This window comes from Pseudomonas chlororaphis (assembly GCF_001921865.1).
Classification (GTDB): Bacteria; Pseudomonadota; Gammaproteobacteria; order Pseudomonadales; family Pseudomonadaceae; genus Aquipseudomonas; species Aquipseudomonas chlororaphis_D.
The window spans coordinates 430,993-446,619 of sequence record NZ_MSCT01000020.1 but is presented as its reverse complement, the minus strand read 5'-3'; the positions used below and the strand labels follow the sequence as shown (position 1 = coordinate 446,619).

Sequence of the window (15,627 nt, the reverse complement as noted above, 5' to 3'; positions counted from 1 at the left end):
GGCTTATTCGTCGGACTCGCTCGTGGCCCGCTTGCGCTTGGCGCCGCTGCTGCGACGACGCTTGCGCGGCCCGGTACCGGCTTCGTCCTTGCCGCTGAGATCGCGGATCATGTCGCGGCGCCCGGCGTCGTTGGCGTCCTGGTAATCGGTCCACCATTCGCCCAGGCCGTCGGTCTGCTCGCCGGCGCTTTCGCGCAACAACAGGAAGTCATAACCGGCGCGGAACCGCGGGTTGTCCAACAACTGGTCGGCGCGCTTGCCGCTGCGGCGCGGCAGGCGTTCCTGCATGTCCCAGATTTCGCGGATCGGCATGGTGAAGCGTTTTGGAATGGCGATGCGCTGGCACTGTTCGCTGATCAGCTCGTGAGCCGCTTCCTGCATGGCCGGAATCGGTGGCATGCCGCGTTCCTGAAGGCGCAGCACGCGCGCCGGGAGGGCAGGCCACAACAGCGCGGCGAACAGGAAGGCCGGGGTGACCGGTTTGTTCTGCTTGATGCGCAGGTCGGTATTGACCAAGGCTTCGCTGATCAGCGTATGGGTGTAGGTCGGGTTGTACTCCAGGGCCTCGGCGCTGGCCGGGAACAACGGGTCGAACAGTTGCAGGTCGACCAGCATCTCGAACGTGTCGGCGGCATGCCCGGAGAGGAACAGCTTGAGTACCTCCTCGAACAGGCGCGCCGAGGGGATTTCCCGCAGCATGGGGGCCAGGTCGCGGATCGGCGCGGCGGTGTGTTTCTCGATGCCGAAATCCAGTTTGGCGGCAAAGCGCACGGCCCGCAGCATGCGCACCGGATCTTCCTGATAGCGCTGACGCGGATCGCCGATCAGGCGGATCAGGTGATTACGGATGTCGTGCACGCCATTGGCGTAGTCGAGGATGCGCTCGCTGACCGGATCGTAATACAGGGCATTGATGGTGAAATCGCGGCGCTGAGCGTCCTCTTCGAGGGTGCCGTAGACGTTGTCGCGCAGGATGCGCCCGCTTTCGTTGCGCGAAGACTGGTTGCTGTCTTCCTCGTCATCGTTTTGCGGGTGATTGGCGCGGAAGGTCGCGACCTCGATGATTTCCCGGCCGAAGTGGATATGCACCAGCTTGAACCGGCGGCCGATGATCCGCGCGTTGCGGAATTCGGCTCGCACCTGCTCCGGCGTGGCGCTAGTGGCGACGTCGAAATCCTTGGGAGTGATATTGAGCAACATGTCGCGCACGCAACCGCCGACCAGGTAAGCCTGGTAACCGGCGTTCTGCAGGCGTTCGACGATGTTCACCGCATAACGGCTGAACTGGGCGCGTTGCAGCGAATGTTGGCTGCTGTTGAGCACTTCAGGCGTGCTGCGTTTGTGTTGCGTACGACGCAAGGGAGAACGGAATGACTGGAACAACTTCTTCAGCATGGGATGCACTGTTTGAAGGAATGTTCGGCCATAACGAAGAATGACCGCATGATGGCCGGGGATTCTAGCATTTAGTCGGGGGATGGTGTAGGAGGCTGCGGCGAGTCGTGCGCGGCGCTTTGGAACGCGGGTTTGCCGGGTAAAACCGTAATCGCGGAAACCACAAGGGGAGCCGAAGCTCCCCCAGAAGTAGTTGCGTGCTCTATTTTTATTATTGGTTTCGGGCTTCTTGTTTTTGTTTAACGCCCTTGTCACCTGGTTAACCCAGAATGACCCTCCCAATCGGGAGCCAAGAGCAAACGGATTGCTTTGGTCGCTGTGCTGTGATGATCGACGATCCAACCAGTTCAGGCTCTGCCTTAGGGCAGTTTTTGTTGTTCTCGGCCTGGTTGTGGGGCAAGCCCCAATGACAACGCCTCTCCAAAAGAATCAGTTAGCTGCGCCTCCGCCGTGTTGTTTTTATTGTGCGTGAGTCGATTCGTCTTATTTTTATTGTCTTGTGCATTGCTTGTTATTGTTCTTGTACCAGAGATATAGCAGGTGCCGTGCCAACTTTTGCGAAGCCCAGTAAAACAAGGGGTTAGGCGCGACAATGAGGTTTTGGCAGGCGAAAAAAAGCCGGGGTTTCGTTACCTTTAGCCCCGGCTTTTGTTACGTGAAATGACTGAGGTAACAGTTTTTTCACAACTTCGCGTGTTACCCACGCAGGTTTTCAGCTTTCGCTAGCCACACCGGTCTTGCGCCGCGGGATGCCCAGGCGCTGGCGACGTTCCCACAGGCATTTGCGGCTGACGCCCAGTTTGCGTGCCAGCTCCGTCTCGGTCATGTGGTCCTGGTGCTCGAGAACGAAATGCTGGAAATAATCCTCCAGCGACAGATCTTCGGTCGGCTCATGGCTGGTGTTGTTGCCATTGGCGGCCTGAGGCGTCAGGTTGGTGAATTCGTCGTCTTCCAGATCGCTCAGTTCGATATCGATACCCAGCAGTTCCGCAGAGATTTCCGGGCTTTCGCACAGGATGACCGAGCGCTCGACGGCGTTCTCCAGCTCGCGGACGTTGCCCGGCCAGGAGTAGTGGCGAATGGCTTGTTCGGCGTCCGGGGCGAACTTCAGGTCCGTGCGACCCACGCGCGCGCTCTGACGGGCGAGAAAGGCATTGGCGATTTCGTTGACGTCGGCGCCGCGCTCGCGCAGGGCTGGCAGTTTCAGGGCAATCACGTGCAGGCGGTAATAAAGGTCTTCACGGAACTGGCCAATCTTGGCCAGGCTCTTGAGATCGCGGTGGGTCGCGGCGATCAGGCGTACGTCGACTTTCTGCGATTGCACCGAGCCGACCCGGCGGATTTCGCCTTCCTGCAGAACGCGCAGCAGGCGGGCCTGTGCTTCAAGGGGCAATTCGCCAATTTCGTCGAGGAACAAGGTGCCGCCGTCCGCCGCCTCCACCAGGCCGGCACGCCCGGCGCTGGCACCGGTAAAGGCGCCTTTTTCGTGGCCGAACAATTCGGACTCGATCAGGGTTTCCGGAATGGCCGCGCAGTTCACCGAGATCATCGGCGCCTTGGCGCGCCGGGACAGGTTGTGCAGGGCCCGGGCCACCAGTTCCTTGCCGGTACCGGACTCGCCCTGGATCAGTACATTGGAGTCCGTCGGGGCCACCTTGCGGATCTTGCTGTACAGATCCTGCATCGGCGGGCAGGAGCCAATGATGCCGATTTCGCCGTTGCTGTTGTTGGCGCCCACCTTGTCCGCGCCATTGCCGGCCTTGGTGGTCGGGCGCTCGGCCGGGCTGCTCTGCGCGGTCTGGCGATCGCGCAGGATGCGTGCCACGGCCTGGAGCATTTCGTCGTGGTCGAAAGGCTTGGCGATGTAGTCCACCGCGCCCATCTTCATCGAGTCGACCGCCGAGCGCAGGCTGGCGTAGCTGGTCATGATCAGCACCGGAGTACCCTGGCCGAGCTTGATCAGCTCCGTGCCGGGGGCGCCCGGCAGGCGCAGGTCGCTGACGATCAGGTCGAACGTGGGAATGCTGAAACGCTCTTGTGCTTCTTGCACGGAACCGGCTTCGCTGACCTGGTACTGGTTGCGTTCCAGCAGGCGGCGCAAGGCGGAGCGGATAATTGTTTCGTCTTCGACGATCAAAATGTGCGGCATTGATTCAGTTCTCTCGACGGTCTCAGTTCACAGCGGACGTCGCTTCGACATGACGCGGTAAGGTCACCCGGATGCGGGTGCCGCGTTGGCTTTCGGTGTCAGCCGGGCTGTCGATGGTGATTTGTCCATAATGCTCTTCAACGATGGAATAGACCAGTGCAAGGCCCAGTCCGGTACCTTCGCCAGGATCCTTGGTGGTGAAGAAGGGTTCGAACAACCGGTCCATGATGTTCTTCGGAATACCGCTGCCTTCGTCTTCGACGATCAGGTCGATCGTGTGTTCGCCGGCTTCGCTCTTGACCCGTACCGCGCTGCCCGCCGGGGAGGCGTCGCGGGCATTGGACAGCAGGTTGATCAGCACCTGGGCGAGCCGCTGCGGATCGCCGTCGACCCAGTGGTCCGGGTCGCACAGGTTGAAGAACTGCACTTCGAAATTGCGCCGGTTCAGCGCCAGCAGACCAATGGCATCCTGCGCCACCTCGGCCAGGCATACGGCCTCGTCGTTGTGCTGATGGCTGCCGGCGTGGGCGAAGCTCATCAGCGACTGGACGATGCGTGACACCCGCTTGGTCTGTTCCAGGATCTGGCCGCTGATTTCGGTGAGTTCGCCGTCCTCCTCGCGCTCTTCGCGCAGGTTCTGCGCCAGGCAGGCGATACCGGTGATCGGGTTGCCGATTTCGTGGGCTACGCCGGCCGCCAGGCGGCCGATGCTGGCCAGGCGCTCGGAGTGCACCAGTTTGTCTTCGAGTGTCTGGGTTTCGGTCAGGTCTTCGACCAGTAGCACCAGACCGCTGTTGCCCGGGGCCAGGGGTTCGTCGATGGCGGCCTTGTGCAGGTTCAGCCAGCGGGTCTGGCCGTCGAGGGCCAGGTGCTGTTTATGCAGGTGCTCGTCGGGAATGTTGATGAAGCCTTGGAGCAGCTCTTTCCAGGGATCGGCGATGGTGCTCAGGCGCGACCCGACCACATGTTGCGCCGGAATGCTGGTCAGTTCCTCCATGGCTTTGTTCCACATCAGGATTTCCTGATCCTTGGCCAGGGAGCAGACACCCATCGGCAGTTCCTGCAGGGTCTGGCGGTGATATCGGCGCAAGGCGTCGAGTTCGGCGGCCAGGCCGGTCAGGCGCGAGTGGTAGTCCTCAAGACGACTTTCGATGAAGTGGATGTCTTCGGTTACATAGTTTTCGCCGCCTGCCTTATAGGGCAGGAAGGTTTCCACCATGTCCTGGGCCACGCTGGGGCCCATCAGGCCGGACAAATTAGCCTCGATCCGGTCGCGCAAGCGGCGCAGGGCATAAGGCCGGCGTTCGTCGAACGGCAGGTACAGATCGCGCAGCGCCTGCTCGACTTCTTTCTGCGCCGCCTTGGCGCCCAGGGGCTTGGCCAGTTGGGTGGCGAACTCCTGGGGCGAGGCGGCATGCAATTCCCGGCGTTGCGGCCGACGCACGTTGTCCACCGCACAGGCTTCGGCGGCGCTGGCTTCTTCGGCGCTGGCGTTGGTGAACAGCGAGATCAGAGTGAACATCAGGACGTTGGCGGCCAGGGACGCGATGGCTGCCATGTGCCAGCTGGTGTCGTCCAGGACGTAGATCATGTTCAGCAGCGGTATATAGAAGCCCTGCAGATTGCCGACCAATGGCAGCAACATGGTCACCAGCCAGACCAGCGTGCCGGCCAGCAGCCCGGCGATGAAGCCGCGGCGGTTGGCGGTCGGCCAGTACAGTACCGAGAGCACGCCGGGGAGGAATTGCAGGGTTGCGACAAAGGCCACGATGCCGAGGTTGGCCAGGTCCTGTTCGGCCCCCAGCAACAGGTAAAAGGCATAGCCGGCCATGATGATCGCTACGATCAGCGCACGGCGGGTCCATTTCAGCCAGCGGTAGATGTTGCCTTCGGCCGGAGGCTGATACAGCGGCAGTACCAGGTGGTTGAGGGCCATCCCCGACAGCGCCAGGGTGGTGACGATGATCAGGCCGCTGGCGGCGGAAAGCCCGCCGACGTAGGCCATCAGGGCCAGGGCCGGCTTATTGGCGGCGATCCCGATGCCGAGGGTGAAATATTCGGGGTTGGTGGTGGCGCCCAGCTTCAGGCCCGCCCAGAGAATCAACGGCACCGCCAGGCTCATCAGCAACAGGAACAGCGGCAGCCCCCAGCTGGCGCTGACCAGCGAGCGCGGGTTGAGGTTTTCGGTGAAGGTCATGTGGTACATGTGCGGCATCACGATCGCCGAGGCGAAGAACACCAGCAGCAAGGTACGCCACGGTCCTTCCTGCAGTGGCGTATGCAGGGCCGCGAGGGCGGTCTGGTTTTGCAGCAGCCAGAGCTCCAGCTGTTGTGGGCCGTCGAAGACGCCGTACAGGGCGTAGAGGCCGACGCCGCCGATGGCGATCAGTTTGATCACCGACTCGAAGGCGATGGCGAACACCAGGCCTTCGTGCTTCTCCCGGGTAGCGATATGCCGGGAGCCGAAGAAGATGGTGAACAGGGTGATCAGCGCGCAGAAACTCAGGGCCACCCGATGTTGTACCGGTTCGCGGGTGAGGATGCCGATGGAGTCCGCCACCGCCTGGATCTGCAAGGCCAGCAGCGGCAGCACGCCGAACAGCATGATGACCGTGGTCAGCGCGCCGGCCCAGGTGCTGCGAAAGCGGAAGGCGAACAGGTCGGCCAGCGACGACAGTTGGTAGGTCCGGGTGATTTTCAGGATCGGGTACAGCAGCACCGGGGCCAGCAGGAAGGCGCCGGAAACCCCGAGGTAACTGGAAAGAAAACCGTAGCCGTACTGATAGGCCAGGCCGACCGTGCCATAAAACGCCCAAGCGCTGGCGTAGACCCCCAGCGACAGGGTGTAGGTCAGCGGGTGGCGGATGATCGAGCGCGGAATCATGCCGCGTTCACTGATCCAGGCCACCCCGAACAGCACCAGCAGGTATGCGGCACTGATCAGGATCATCTGGGTCAGGCTAAAGCTCATCGGCATCTTTTTGGCTCTGCAGGATGAAGGTCACGACGATCAGGATCAGCCAGAGCAGATACGGGCGATACCAGGCGCCCGTAGCGTCGATCCACCAATCCATGATGGCGGGGGAGAACAGATAGATCCCCACTACCAGGAGCAGGACCAAGCGATAGATGTACATCTCGGTCTCTCTTTATTGTGTGCGTGCCCGAAAACGTGCGGCGATGGTAACGGATGGGCGCCAACCTGCAAGGGGCGTCAGTGTATTTGCGCTTCGGGCATGCTCAATGTCCGTGGGATCAGTAAAGCATCCCAGTGTTCGATGCCCCAACGCAGCACTTCCTGCGGGCTGGCGTGGAGCAGGGCGCTGTCGGTCTTCTGTCCGAGGGCGCGCAGGGCCCGCAGTAACAGAGGGGTGGCCTGGTCAGCGGCCAAGGGCGGGGAACGGTAGGATTTTCCCAGTTTGTGCCCGTCGGGCTGAGTGATCAGCGGTACGTGTAGATAGCGCGGTTGCGGCAGGCCGAGCAGCTCCTGCAGGTACAGCTGGCGCGGTGTGGAGTCGAGCAGGTCGGCGCCGCGCACGATATCGGTCACGCCTTGCCAGGCATCGTCGAGTACCACCGCCAGTTGATAGGCATACAGACCATCGCGGCGACGGATCACGAAGTCGCCGACATCCCGACCCAGGTGCTGACGGAACTCGCCCTGGACCCGATCGGTGAAGCGATAGTCCAGCTCCGGCACGCGCAAGCGGATGGCCGCATCCTCCTGAGGGTGGCCGGCATTGCGGCACAAGCCCGGATAAATGCCGTGATAGGGCTCCAGCTGTTTGCGCGAGCAGGTGCAGGCGTAGGCCAGGCCCTGGCTGAACAGGCGGTTGAGAACTTCGGCGTAGGCCGCGTGCCGATCGCTCTGGCGGACCATCTCGCCGTCCCACTCGAAGCCGTAGCTTTCCAGCGCCTTGAGGATCGCAGCCTGGGCGCCGGGTTCTTCCCTGGGCGGATCGAGGTCTTCCATACGCACCAGCCAGCGGCCGCCGACGGCACGGGCATCGAGATAGGAAGCCAGGGCGGCGACCAGCGAGCCGAAATGCAAGTGTCCGCTGGGGGTTGGGGCGAAACGCCCGATGTAGGACGAGCTAGGGGAGGCGGTCATGGCGAGGAGATTACTGGGTCTGGTCTTGTAGGCGCGAGCTTGCTCGCGATCGCGTTCTTGAAATCGTCATCGCGAGCAAGCTTCGCTTCTACAGGGATGAGGCGTCAGAAACAAAAACGGAGCGTTCGCACGCTCCGTTCTTCGTTCAGGCCAGCTATTACTTGCCGACTTGCTTTTCCTTGATTTCCGCCAGGGTCTTGCAGTCTACGCACATGTCGGCAGTAGGGCGGGCTTCCAGGCGGCGAATACCGATCTCGACGCCGCAGGATTCGCACCAGCCGTATTCTTCGTCTTCGATCAGTTGCAGCGTCTTGTCGATCTTCTTGATCAGTTTGCGCTCGCGATCACGGGCACGCAGTTCAAGGCTGAATTCTTCTTCCTGGCTGGCACGGTCGGCCGGGTCGGGGAAGTTGGCTGCTTCGTCTTTCATGTGATCAACAGTGCGGTCGACTTCCTGCATCAAGTCCTGTTTCCACTTGTTCAGGATCTTGGTGAAGTGCTCGCGCATGGGCTTGCCCATGTACTCTTCGCCCGCGGATTCAACATAAGGCTCGAAGCCGCTGATCGATTGATTCTGTTGCTTTGCTTGGGTGGGCATGAAATGGACCGCCTCTACTCATGTAATCCATTGCGCAGGATTGCTCCATCACCGGCACATGCCGGCCCTGCGACTGCAAGCGGGCGAACTTACCAGATCAAATCGGGCGGCGCTACTCCCGGTTGTCGAGCCCGCGTCCGGCGCTGCTCGCAAAGGTCGATGCCGCCTGGCCTGGTCAGTTTGGGGGCCTGGTCAATTAATGATTTTAGCCAAGCCTGGGCCGGGTGCCGTTCTTCTTTGAACGAACAGGAGGGTCGGGCTTGAGGGCTTTGGGCTCTCTCTTGTCCGCGGGGTTGGGTAGAATCGGTTTTTTGCTCACTTCAATGAAGGAAGGCTAATGGCTCAGCCCTACAGTGCGCGCAGCCGCGCTATCGAACCTTTCCATGTGATGGCCCTGCTGGCCCGTGCCAATGAGCTGCAAGCCGCCGGGCACGATGTGATTCACCTGGAAATCGGTGAACCGGATTTCACCACGGCTGAGCCGATCATCAAGGCCGGTCAGGCCGCGCTGGCTGCGGGCAAGACCCGCTACACCGCCGCGCGGGGGATTCCCGAGCTGCGCACGGCCATTGCCGGCTTCTATAAGCAGCGCTACGGGCTGGAGGTCGACCCCGAGCGCATCATGATCACTCCCGGCGGTTCCGGGGCATTGCTGCTGGCCAGCAGCTTGCTGGTCGATCCAGGCAAGCACTGGTTGCTGGCTGACCCGGGTTATCCCTGCAACCGGCATTTCCTGCGGCTGGTGGAAGGCGCGGCGCAATTGGTGCCGGTCGGGCCGGACGTGCGGTATCAACTGACCCCAGACCTGGTGGAGCGTTATTGGGACCAGGACAGCGTCGGTGCCCTGGTGGCGTCGCCGGCCAACCCTACCGGCACCTTGCTGACCCGCGACGAGCTGGCCGGACTGTCGACGGCGGTGAAGGCGCGTAACGGGCACCTGGTGGTGGACGAGATCTACCACGGCCTGACTTACGGCAGTGATGCCGCCAGTGTTCTGGAGGTCGATGACAGTGCCTTTGTCCTCAACAGCTTCTCCAAGTATTTCGGCATGACCGGCTGGCGCCTGGGTTGGCTGGTGGCGCCGCAGGCGGCGGTCGGCGAGCTGGAGAAGCTGGCGCAGAACCTCTACATCAGTGCCCCGAGCATGGCGCAATACGCTGCGCTGGCCTGCTTCGAGCCGCAGACCATCAGCATTCTCGAGGAGCGTCGCAACGAATTTCAGCGTCGTCGCGACTTCCTCCTGCCCGCCCTGCGCGAGCTGGGGTTCGGCATCGCGGTCGAGCCGGAAGGGGCGTTCTATCTGTATGCGGACATCAGTGCCTTTGGCGGCGATGCCTTTGCCTTCTGCCGACACTTCCTTGAAAACGAGCACATCGCTTTCACTCCGGGGCTGGACTTCGGTCGCCATCAGGCCGGCCACCATGTGCGGTTTGCCTACACCCAGAGCTTGCCGCGCCTGCAGGAAGCGGTGGAGCGAATTGCCCGTGGCTTGCGGAGTTGGCAAGGCTGATGCGTTTTCATCCTCCCCTCGAAGAAGGTCGCCTGCTACGGCGCTACAAGCGGTTTCTCGCTGATATCGAGACCCGCGACGGCGAGTTGCTGACCATTCACTGCCCCAACACCGGCTCCATGTTCAATTGCATGGTCGAAGGCGGGCAGGTCTGGTTCAGCCGCTCCAATGACCCCAAGCGCAAGTTGCCCGGGACCTGGGAAATCAGCGAGACGCCCCAGGGGCGGCTGGCCTGCGTCAACACCGCCCGGGCCAACGCCCTGGTGGAAGAGGCGTTGCGGGCGGGGCTGATCGCCGAGTTGAGCGGTTTCACCGCGCTCAAGCGGGAAGTGCCTTACGGCCAGGAAAACAGCCGTATCGATTTTCGCCTGGACTACCCGGACGGCCCGGCGTTCGTCGAGGTCAAGAGCGTGACCCTGGGCTTCGACGGTTCCGCCGTCGCGGCGTTTCCGGACGCGGTGACCCAACGTGGGGCCAAGCACCTGCGGGAGCTGGCCTGCCTGGCGCGAGACGGGGTGCGGGCGGTGCAGTTGTATTGCGTCAACCTGTCGGGTATCGACGCGGTACGACCGGCCGAGGAGATCGATCCCGGTTATGCCGCGGCGCTGCGCGAGGCCGTGGCTTGCGGGGTCGAGGTGCTGGCTTACGGGGTGCGTTTGACCGCCGAGGAAGTCCGTATCGATCGGCGCCTGGACGTGCTGCTCAACGGCTAAAGCTGGACCCAGATGCCCTGGCTGTCTTCCCGGCAGGGGATGGCCGTCAGGGATTCCCCGGCGCAGGGGCCGGCCACGCATTCGCCGTTTTCGATCAGAAACAGCGCGCCGTGGGTCGCGCACTGAATCAGGCTGGCGCTTTGATCGAGAAATTGATCGGGCTGCCACTCCAGCGCGACCCCGCGATGGGGGCAGCGGTTGGCGTAGACATACGCTTGATGGGCGCGCCGCACGGCGAACAACGGCTGGCCTTCAAGGTGAAAACCTCGGCTGGTAGCCTCCGGCAGATCGCCAGAGGCGCAAAGAAATTTCATGTCTATCCTCAGTGGCCGACGGCTCTGGGCTCAGGCTGTCACAGTTTTCTTCCGGGCGCTTGGTGAAACATGTCTGTGCTTGACGGTCAAATGCAAACAATTATCAAATGGCCGCTTCGCCTGTCGGGCGCTTGCTCATTTCGATGCCTGGGTTGCAGGGCATGTCACATGTACGGCGGCTTCCGCGGGCTCACTCTCTGAAGGAAATGCTCTTATGCGTTCGAGTGCCCGCGCAATTGCGCTCTGTGTCGGACTTTTGGCCAGCCATGCCGCTGCTGCCGCCGAGTTACCGCAACGCTGGGTGAGCGCCGGCGGCGCCTTGTCCGAATGGGTGAGCGCGTTGGGGGCCGAGTCCAGGCTGGTTGGGGTCGACACCACCAGCCAGCATCCCGAATCCCTGAAGAGCTTGCCGAGCATCGGTTACCAGCGTCAGTTGTCGGCGGAGGGCATCCTCAGCCTGCGTCCACAAATTCTGGTGGGCACCGAGGAGATGGGGCCGCCGCCGGTCATTTCGCAGGTGCGTAGCGCCGGGGTCCAGGTTGAGTTGTTCTCGGCCCAGGCCGACCTGCCGACCTTGCAGGGCAACCTGCAGCATCTGGGCAAGCTGCTGGGCAAGGAAGATCAGGCTGCACAGCTGTTCGAGCACTATAAACAGCAACTGGAGCAACAGCAGGCCTGGATCAGCCTGGCGCGGAAAAAACAGGCTGCGCCAGGTGTACTGCTGTTGCTCGGGCACGCAGGCGGCAAACCGTTGATCGCCGGCAAGGGCACGGCCGCCGACTGGCTGTTGCAGCAGGCCGGCGGGCGCAATCTTGCCACGCACACAGGTTACAAGCCCTTTTCTGTGGAGGTATTGGCGGAGCTGAACCCCGACGTGCTGGTATTTGCCGATCGCAGCCTGAGCGGCGATGCGGCCCGCGCCGCGTTGTTCAAGGAAAACCCGATCCTGGCCTCCAGTGGCGCGGCCAAGGCCGGGCGAGTCTTCGAGATCGATCCGACCTTGCTGGTAGGAGGCCTGGGGCCGCGTTTGCCACAGAACCTGAAAACCCTGTCGGCCGGTTTCTATCCCGCTGAATCGGGCCAGGCCAGCTCCGCCCAATGACCCCTTTGCTCAAACCCCGTACGTTGTTCATCGGCCTGAGCCTGTTGTGCCTGTTGGCGATCTGGTTGTCCTTGGCGCTCGGACCGGTCAGCCTGCCGTTGCTCGATACCCTGCGGGCCTTCCTGCGCTTGCTGGGCTTGCCCATTGAGGGGCAGGGGCTGGAACAGGCCGAGCTGATCCTCGGGCAGATTCGCCTGCCGCGGACCTTATTGGGCCTGGCGGTGGGCGGTGTGCTGGCCTTGTCCGGCGTGGCCATGCAGGGGTTGTTTCGCAACCCATTGGCCGACCCGGGCCTAGTGGGCGTCTCCAGCGGCGCGGCCCTGGGGGCGGCGTTCGCCATCGTCGGTGGCTCGCTGTTTGGCGGGGTGCCGGAAGCGTTCGCCCCCTATCTGCTGTCGCTGTGTGCCTTTCTCGGTGGCCTGGTGGTCGCGGCGCTGGTCTATCGCCTGGGGCGGCGCAACGGCCAGACCCATGTGGCGACCATGCTGCTTGCCGGGATCGCCCTGACCGCCCTGGCCAGTTCGGCGGTCGGTCTGTTCACCTACCTGGCCGATGACGCGACCTTGCGCACCCTGACATTCTGGAACCTGGGCAGCCTCAACGGTGCCAGTTATTCGAGATTGTGGCCGCTGCTGCTGATCAGCGCCGTCGTCGCGTTGTGGCTGCCGCGCCGGGCCAGGGCCTTGAATGCCCTGCTGCTGGGTGAGTCGGAAGCCGGTCATCTGGGGATCGATGTCGAACGGTTGAAGCGCGAACTGGTGTTCTGTACGGCGTTGGGTGTCGGAGCGGCGGTGGCGGCTGCCGGGCTGATTGGTTTTGTCGGGCTGGTGGTGCCTCATCTGGTGCGCCTGCTGGCGGGCCCGGATCACCGTACCCTGTTGCCGGCGTCGATACTGGCCGGGGCCAGCCTGCTGTTGCTGGCGGATCTGGTCGCGCGTCTGGCGCTGGCGCCGGCGGAGCTGCCCATTGGCATCGTGACCGCCTTTATCGGCGCGCCATTCTTTCTGTTTTTGTTGTTGCGAGGGCGCGCCTGATGCTGCGAGCAGAAAACCTGACGGTGCGCCGGGGCAGGAAAACCGTGCTGGAGGGCATCGACCTCGAACTCAAGCCAGGTGAAGTGCTGGGCGTGCTGGGCCCCAATGGCGCCGGTAAAAGCACCTTGCTGGCGGCCTTGTGCGGTGAGCTGAAGGCCGATCAGGGCCAAGTCCGGCTCGATGAGCGCGAACTCCCTCGGTGGGACGGCGGCCAGAAAGCGCAACGGTTGGCAGTGCTGCCGCAGAGCTCGACGCTGGAGTTTGCCTTTCGGGTCGAGGAAGTCGTCGGCCTGGGACGCCTGCCTTATCAGAGCGGCCGGGTGCGGGACGACGAGATTGTCATGCAGGCCCTGCATGCCGCGGATGCCGGGCATTTGCACGGCCGCAACTATGTGGCCTTGTCGGGTGGCGAACGTCAGCGCGTGCACCTGGCTCGGGTGTTGGCGCAACTATGGCCGGGCGCGGTCGGCCAGACCCTGTTGCTCGACGAACCGACCTCGGCCCTCGACCCGCTGCACCAGCACGTCACCTTGCAGGCCATCCGTGCGTTTGCCGACCGCGGGGTCGCAGTCCTGGTGATCCTGCATGATCTGAACCTTGCCGCGCGATATTGTGATCGCCTGTTGCTGCTCGAGGGTGGGCGCGCCCATTCGCTGGACAGCCCGGCGCAGGTGTTGCGCCCCGAACCGCTCAAGGCGGTGTTCGGCCTGGAGGTCTTGGTGCAGGTCCATCCCGAGCGCGGACACCCCTTGATCATCGCCCGCTGAGGCGGTTCGCGGAGAGGCTGAATGCGTGTGCTATTGATCCTGGCTCTGTTGTTAGTGGCAGCCTGCCAGGGCACGGCGGTGATGCCCGTGCTGCCCGTTCTGCAGGAGCGCGGGACGATCCAGGATCTGCGCAGTGGCAAGGTCCTGACGCCTGAGGAGTTGGTCGTGCGCCTGGCCAAGGCGCCACGCGTCATTGTCGGCGAGCAGCATGACCATCCCGAGCACCATGCCTTGCAGCTGTGGTTGCTGCAGGCCATGGCGACTCAACGGGGGCAAGGCAGCCTGCTGTTGGAGATGCTGACCCCGGTTCAGCAGCCGAAAGTCGATTCGATCCGTCTGCACAGGGTGGCGCAGGGGTTGCCGGAGGACCTGCCAGCGGCGCTGGCCTGGGAGCCGGGTTGGGACTGGGCGTTGTACGGGCCTGTGGTGCGCTATGCGTTGTTCCAGCCTTATCCACTGTTGGCCGCCAACCTGGATGCTTTTGAAGTTCGCGCTATCTATCGTCAGGCGCCTGTATTGAGCGGCGAGCACTCGAGTGCCGCGTCGGTACGCAAGGCGTTGTTGCAGCAGATCCGTGACTCGCATTGTGGCTTGCTGCCCGAAAGCCAGATGCCGGCGATGCTGGCGGTTCAGCAGCAGCGTGACCGGCGCATGGCCGAGCGCTTGCTGGCGGCGCCGACACCGGCGTTACTGTTCGCTGGGGCCTTTCACGCACGCAAGGATGTCGGAGTACCTGTTCATCTGTCGGATCTTGCGCCGTCGAGCACTACCCTGGTCTTGATGTTGGCGCAGAAGGGCACCCCCGTGCCGGCGCAAAGCGCGGACTATGCATGGTACGGCGCGCGGTTGGCGGATAAGGATTATTGCGCCGAGATGCGCCGCTAGTCAGATAGCCAATAGAACACTTTTTACGGGCAAAAAAAGACCCGGCAAGAGCCGGGTCAAATAACCGTGATTAGCCTGATGAGGAGATAATCTGAGAGTCCGAACCACTGGTCTTCCAGGTTATCGACTGATCTCGCGACCAGTTGTGATAATCATAACGATTCTCATTTCCAAGTCAACAAGGTTTTTCCTGTTTCTTTGAAAATCGCCAAACGCTCGTTTGGATTGCCTGTAGGCAGGGGCTTAAAGATTGCTGCTCAGGGTATGCAGGCGGCTGACTTCCTTGTTCAACAGATCGATTCGCCGCGCCATGCTTTCGATCAAGCTCTGGGTGATACGCGGGTCGCTCTGGGTCAAGCTGAGAAACTGATTCCTGGGAATCAGCATCAGGGTGCATGGTTCGCTGGCAATCACGCTGGCGTTGCGTTTTTCCCCAGTGAAAATGGCCATTGCGCCAAAGATCTCGTCCTTGGGCACATCACCGACCTTATGCCCGTCGACAAACGCTTCGGCGTGTCCTTCGATAATCACAAACACATGATCGGCGTCGTCGCCCTGGCGTATCAGCACCTCGCCTGTGGCTACGCGTTGAAAGCCGTTGCTGTTACGCAACTCGGGTTGTTTGAGGCGGGCAATGGCATCGGACAGCAGGGCGGTCTGCCCGATCAGGTACTGCAGGAACAGTTCCGAGCGCTGTTCGTCGGCATATACGTGCTGGAACACCGCCGAGCGCTGATAGGGGATCAGGCTCAAGGGCTGGTCACTGCTGAGCTGCCAACGCGGCAGCTCCACGCCGCGACGCAGCCCGAGCAAGTCGCCCTGATGCAGATAAAACAGCGGGCGCTCATCGACGCTGGCCTGTACCTGGCCGCTGTCGAGCAGAAACAGCTGGTTGTCGGCGAGCGTGCTTGTGAGGTCCCGGGAAGGAGCGACTGCCAACGCCTCGCCGGATGGCGCCAGGCCTTCGAGCAGGCGGAGCGGGATGCTTTGCAGTCGATTGGTCAAGGCGTCGGCGTAAGCCGGCTGTTCCCCCAGTAAGTACATAAAGA

General features: G+C 62.4%; 14 protein-coding genes. 6 read left to right on the top strand and 8 right to left on the bottom strand.

All coding sequences use genetic code 11. The annotated features are described in order from the left end of the window. Positions 1 to 3: 3 nt before the first annotated feature. The 6 genes from BTN82_RS25080 to dksA form a co-directional block, all read right to left on the bottom strand. Positions 4 to 1,395, bottom strand: a complete 1,392-nt coding sequence (locus BTN82_RS25080; protein WP_075121752.1) for a polynucleotide adenylyltransferase PcnB — start codon at positions 1,393 to 1,395, stop codon at positions 4 to 6. A 712-nt stretch (positions 1,396 to 2,107) separates the two neighbouring features. After that, positions 2,108 to 3,544: a sigma-54-dependent transcriptional regulator gene (locus tag BTN82_RS25075; RefSeq protein ID WP_075121751.1), complete on the bottom strand. Its 1,437-nt coding sequence runs from the start codon at positions 3,542 to 3,544 to the stop codon at positions 2,108 to 2,110. 22 nt (positions 3,545 to 3,566) lie between these two features. Continuing rightward, complete coding sequence (locus BTN82_RS25070) at positions 3,567 to 6,521, bottom strand: sensor histidine kinase (protein ID WP_186828445.1); 2,955 nt, start codon at positions 6,519 to 6,521, stop codon at positions 3,567 to 3,569. Then, a complete protein-coding gene (locus tag BTN82_RS31235) occupies positions 6,505 to 6,681 on the bottom strand; it encodes a hypothetical protein (RefSeq protein ID WP_003176118.1) in 177 nt (58 codons plus the stop codon). Before BTN82_RS31235 ends, BTN82_RS25070 begins: the two co-directional genes overlap by 17 nt. 77 nt (positions 6,682 to 6,758) lie before the next feature. Then, a complete protein-coding gene (gluQRS, locus tag BTN82_RS25065; RefSeq protein WP_075121749.1) occupies positions 6,759 to 7,655 on the bottom strand; it encodes a tRNA glutamyl-Q(34) synthetase GluQRS in 897 nt (298 codons plus the stop codon). 157 nt (positions 7,656 to 7,812) lie between these two features. Next, on the bottom strand, positions 7,813 to 8,253 hold the full coding sequence (dksA, locus tag BTN82_RS25060; protein ID WP_044465094.1) for an RNA polymerase-binding protein DksA: 441 nt from the start codon (positions 8,251 to 8,253) through the stop codon (positions 7,813 to 7,815). Between the two features lie 337 nt (positions 8,254 to 8,590). On the opposite strand from dksA, the gene BTN82_RS25055 reads away from it, so the two are divergent. Further along, complete coding sequence (locus tag BTN82_RS25055) at positions 8,591 to 9,763, top strand: pyridoxal phosphate-dependent aminotransferase (RefSeq protein ID WP_075121748.1); 1,173 nt, start codon at positions 8,591 to 8,593, stop codon at positions 9,761 to 9,763. Continuing rightward, positions 9,763 to 10,476, top strand: a complete 714-nt coding sequence (sfsA, locus tag BTN82_RS25050; RefSeq protein ID WP_075121747.1) for a DNA/RNA nuclease SfsA — start codon at positions 9,763 to 9,765, stop codon at positions 10,474 to 10,476. The genes BTN82_RS25055 and sfsA overlap by 1 nt, the downstream gene beginning before the upstream one ends. Here the strand turns inward: sfsA and BTN82_RS25045 are convergent. Beyond that, positions 10,473 to 10,790, bottom strand: coding sequence for a Rieske (2Fe-2S) protein (locus BTN82_RS25045; protein WP_075121746.1), 318 nt, complete (start codon positions 10,788 to 10,790; stop codon positions 10,473 to 10,475). The genes sfsA and BTN82_RS25045 overlap by 4 nt on opposite strands. 214 nt (positions 10,791 to 11,004) lie before the next feature. Between BTN82_RS25045 and BTN82_RS25040 the strand changes: the two genes are divergently transcribed. The 4 genes from BTN82_RS25040 to BTN82_RS25025 are packed head-to-tail and all read left to right on the top strand — an operon-like array spanning position 11,005 to position 14,578. Beyond that, complete coding sequence (locus BTN82_RS25040) at positions 11,005 to 11,892, top strand: hemin ABC transporter substrate-binding protein (protein WP_075121745.1); 888 nt, start codon at positions 11,005 to 11,007, stop codon at positions 11,890 to 11,892. A gap of 50 nt (positions 11,893 to 11,942) precedes the next feature. Beyond that, on the top strand, positions 11,943 to 12,926 hold the full coding sequence (locus tag BTN82_RS25035) for a FecCD family ABC transporter permease (RefSeq protein WP_186828456.1): 984 nt from the start codon (positions 11,943 to 11,945) through the stop codon (positions 12,924 to 12,926). Then, the gene (locus BTN82_RS25030; RefSeq protein ID WP_075121743.1) at positions 12,926 to 13,693 is read left to right on the top strand and encodes a heme ABC transporter ATP-binding protein; all 768 of its coding nucleotides are present in this window, start codon (positions 12,926 to 12,928) and stop codon (positions 13,691 to 13,693) included. Before BTN82_RS25035 ends, BTN82_RS25030 begins: the two co-directional genes overlap by 1 nt. Before the next feature lie 21 nt (positions 13,694 to 13,714). Continuing rightward, the gene (locus BTN82_RS25025) at positions 13,715 to 14,578 is read left to right on the top strand and encodes a ChaN family lipoprotein (protein WP_075121742.1); all 864 of its coding nucleotides are present in this window, start codon (positions 13,715 to 13,717) and stop codon (positions 14,576 to 14,578) included. A gap of 243 nt (positions 14,579 to 14,821) precedes the next feature. Here the strand turns inward: BTN82_RS25025 and BTN82_RS25020 are convergent, their stop codons facing one another. Continuing rightward, positions 14,822 to 15,622, bottom strand: a complete 801-nt coding sequence (locus BTN82_RS25020) for a Crp/Fnr family transcriptional regulator (protein WP_075121741.1) — start codon at positions 15,620 to 15,622, stop codon at positions 14,822 to 14,824. Positions 15,623 to 15,627 lie beyond the last annotated feature (5 nt).

What these genes read in the sequence shown, in the direction of transcription:
- BTN82_RS25080 (WP_075121752.1), bottom strand. Translation starts at nt 1,395, where the DNA reads ATGCTGAAGAAGTTGTTCCAGTCATTCCGTTCTCCCTTGCGTCGTACG.
- BTN82_RS25075 (WP_075121751.1), bottom strand. Translation starts at nt 3,544, where the DNA reads ATGCCGCACATTTTGATCGTCGAAGACGAAACAATTATCCGCTCCGCC.
- BTN82_RS25045 (WP_075121746.1), bottom strand. Translation starts at nt 10,790, where the DNA reads ATGAAATTTCTTTGCGCCTCTGGCGATCTGCCGGAGGCTACCAGCCGA.
- gluQRS (WP_075121749.1), bottom strand. Translation starts at nt 7,655, where the DNA reads ATGACCGCCTCCCCTAGCTCGTCCTACATCGGGCGTTTCGCCCCAACC.
- BTN82_RS25030 (WP_075121743.1), top strand. Translation starts at nt 12,926, where the DNA reads ATGCTGCGAGCAGAAAACCTGACGGTGCGCCGGGGCAGGAAAACCGTG.
- BTN82_RS25040 (WP_075121745.1), top strand. Translation starts at nt 11,005, where the DNA reads ATGCGTTCGAGTGCCCGCGCAATTGCGCTCTGTGTCGGACTTTTGGCC.
- sfsA (WP_075121747.1), top strand. Translation starts at nt 9,763, where the DNA reads ATGCGTTTTCATCCTCCCCTCGAAGAAGGTCGCCTGCTACGGCGCTAC.
- dksA (WP_044465094.1), bottom strand. Translation starts at nt 8,253, where the DNA reads ATGCCCACCCAAGCAAAGCAACAGAATCAATCGATCAGCGGCTTCGAG.
- BTN82_RS31235 (WP_003176118.1), bottom strand. Translation starts at nt 6,681, where the DNA reads ATGTACATCTATCGCTTGGTCCTGCTCCTGGTAGTGGGGATCTATCTG.
- BTN82_RS25025 (WP_075121742.1), top strand. Translation starts at nt 13,715, where the DNA reads ATGCGTGTGCTATTGATCCTGGCTCTGTTGTTAGTGGCAGCCTGCCAG.
- BTN82_RS25055 (WP_075121748.1), top strand. Translation starts at nt 8,591, where the DNA reads ATGGCTCAGCCCTACAGTGCGCGCAGCCGCGCTATCGAACCTTTCCAT.
- BTN82_RS25070 (WP_186828445.1), bottom strand. Translation starts at nt 6,521, where the DNA reads ATGCCGATGAGCTTTAGCCTGACCCAGATGATCCTGATCAGTGCCGCA.
- BTN82_RS25020 (WP_075121741.1), bottom strand. Translation starts at nt 15,622, where the DNA reads ATGTACTTACTGGGGGAACAGCCGGCTTACGCCGACGCCTTGACCAAT.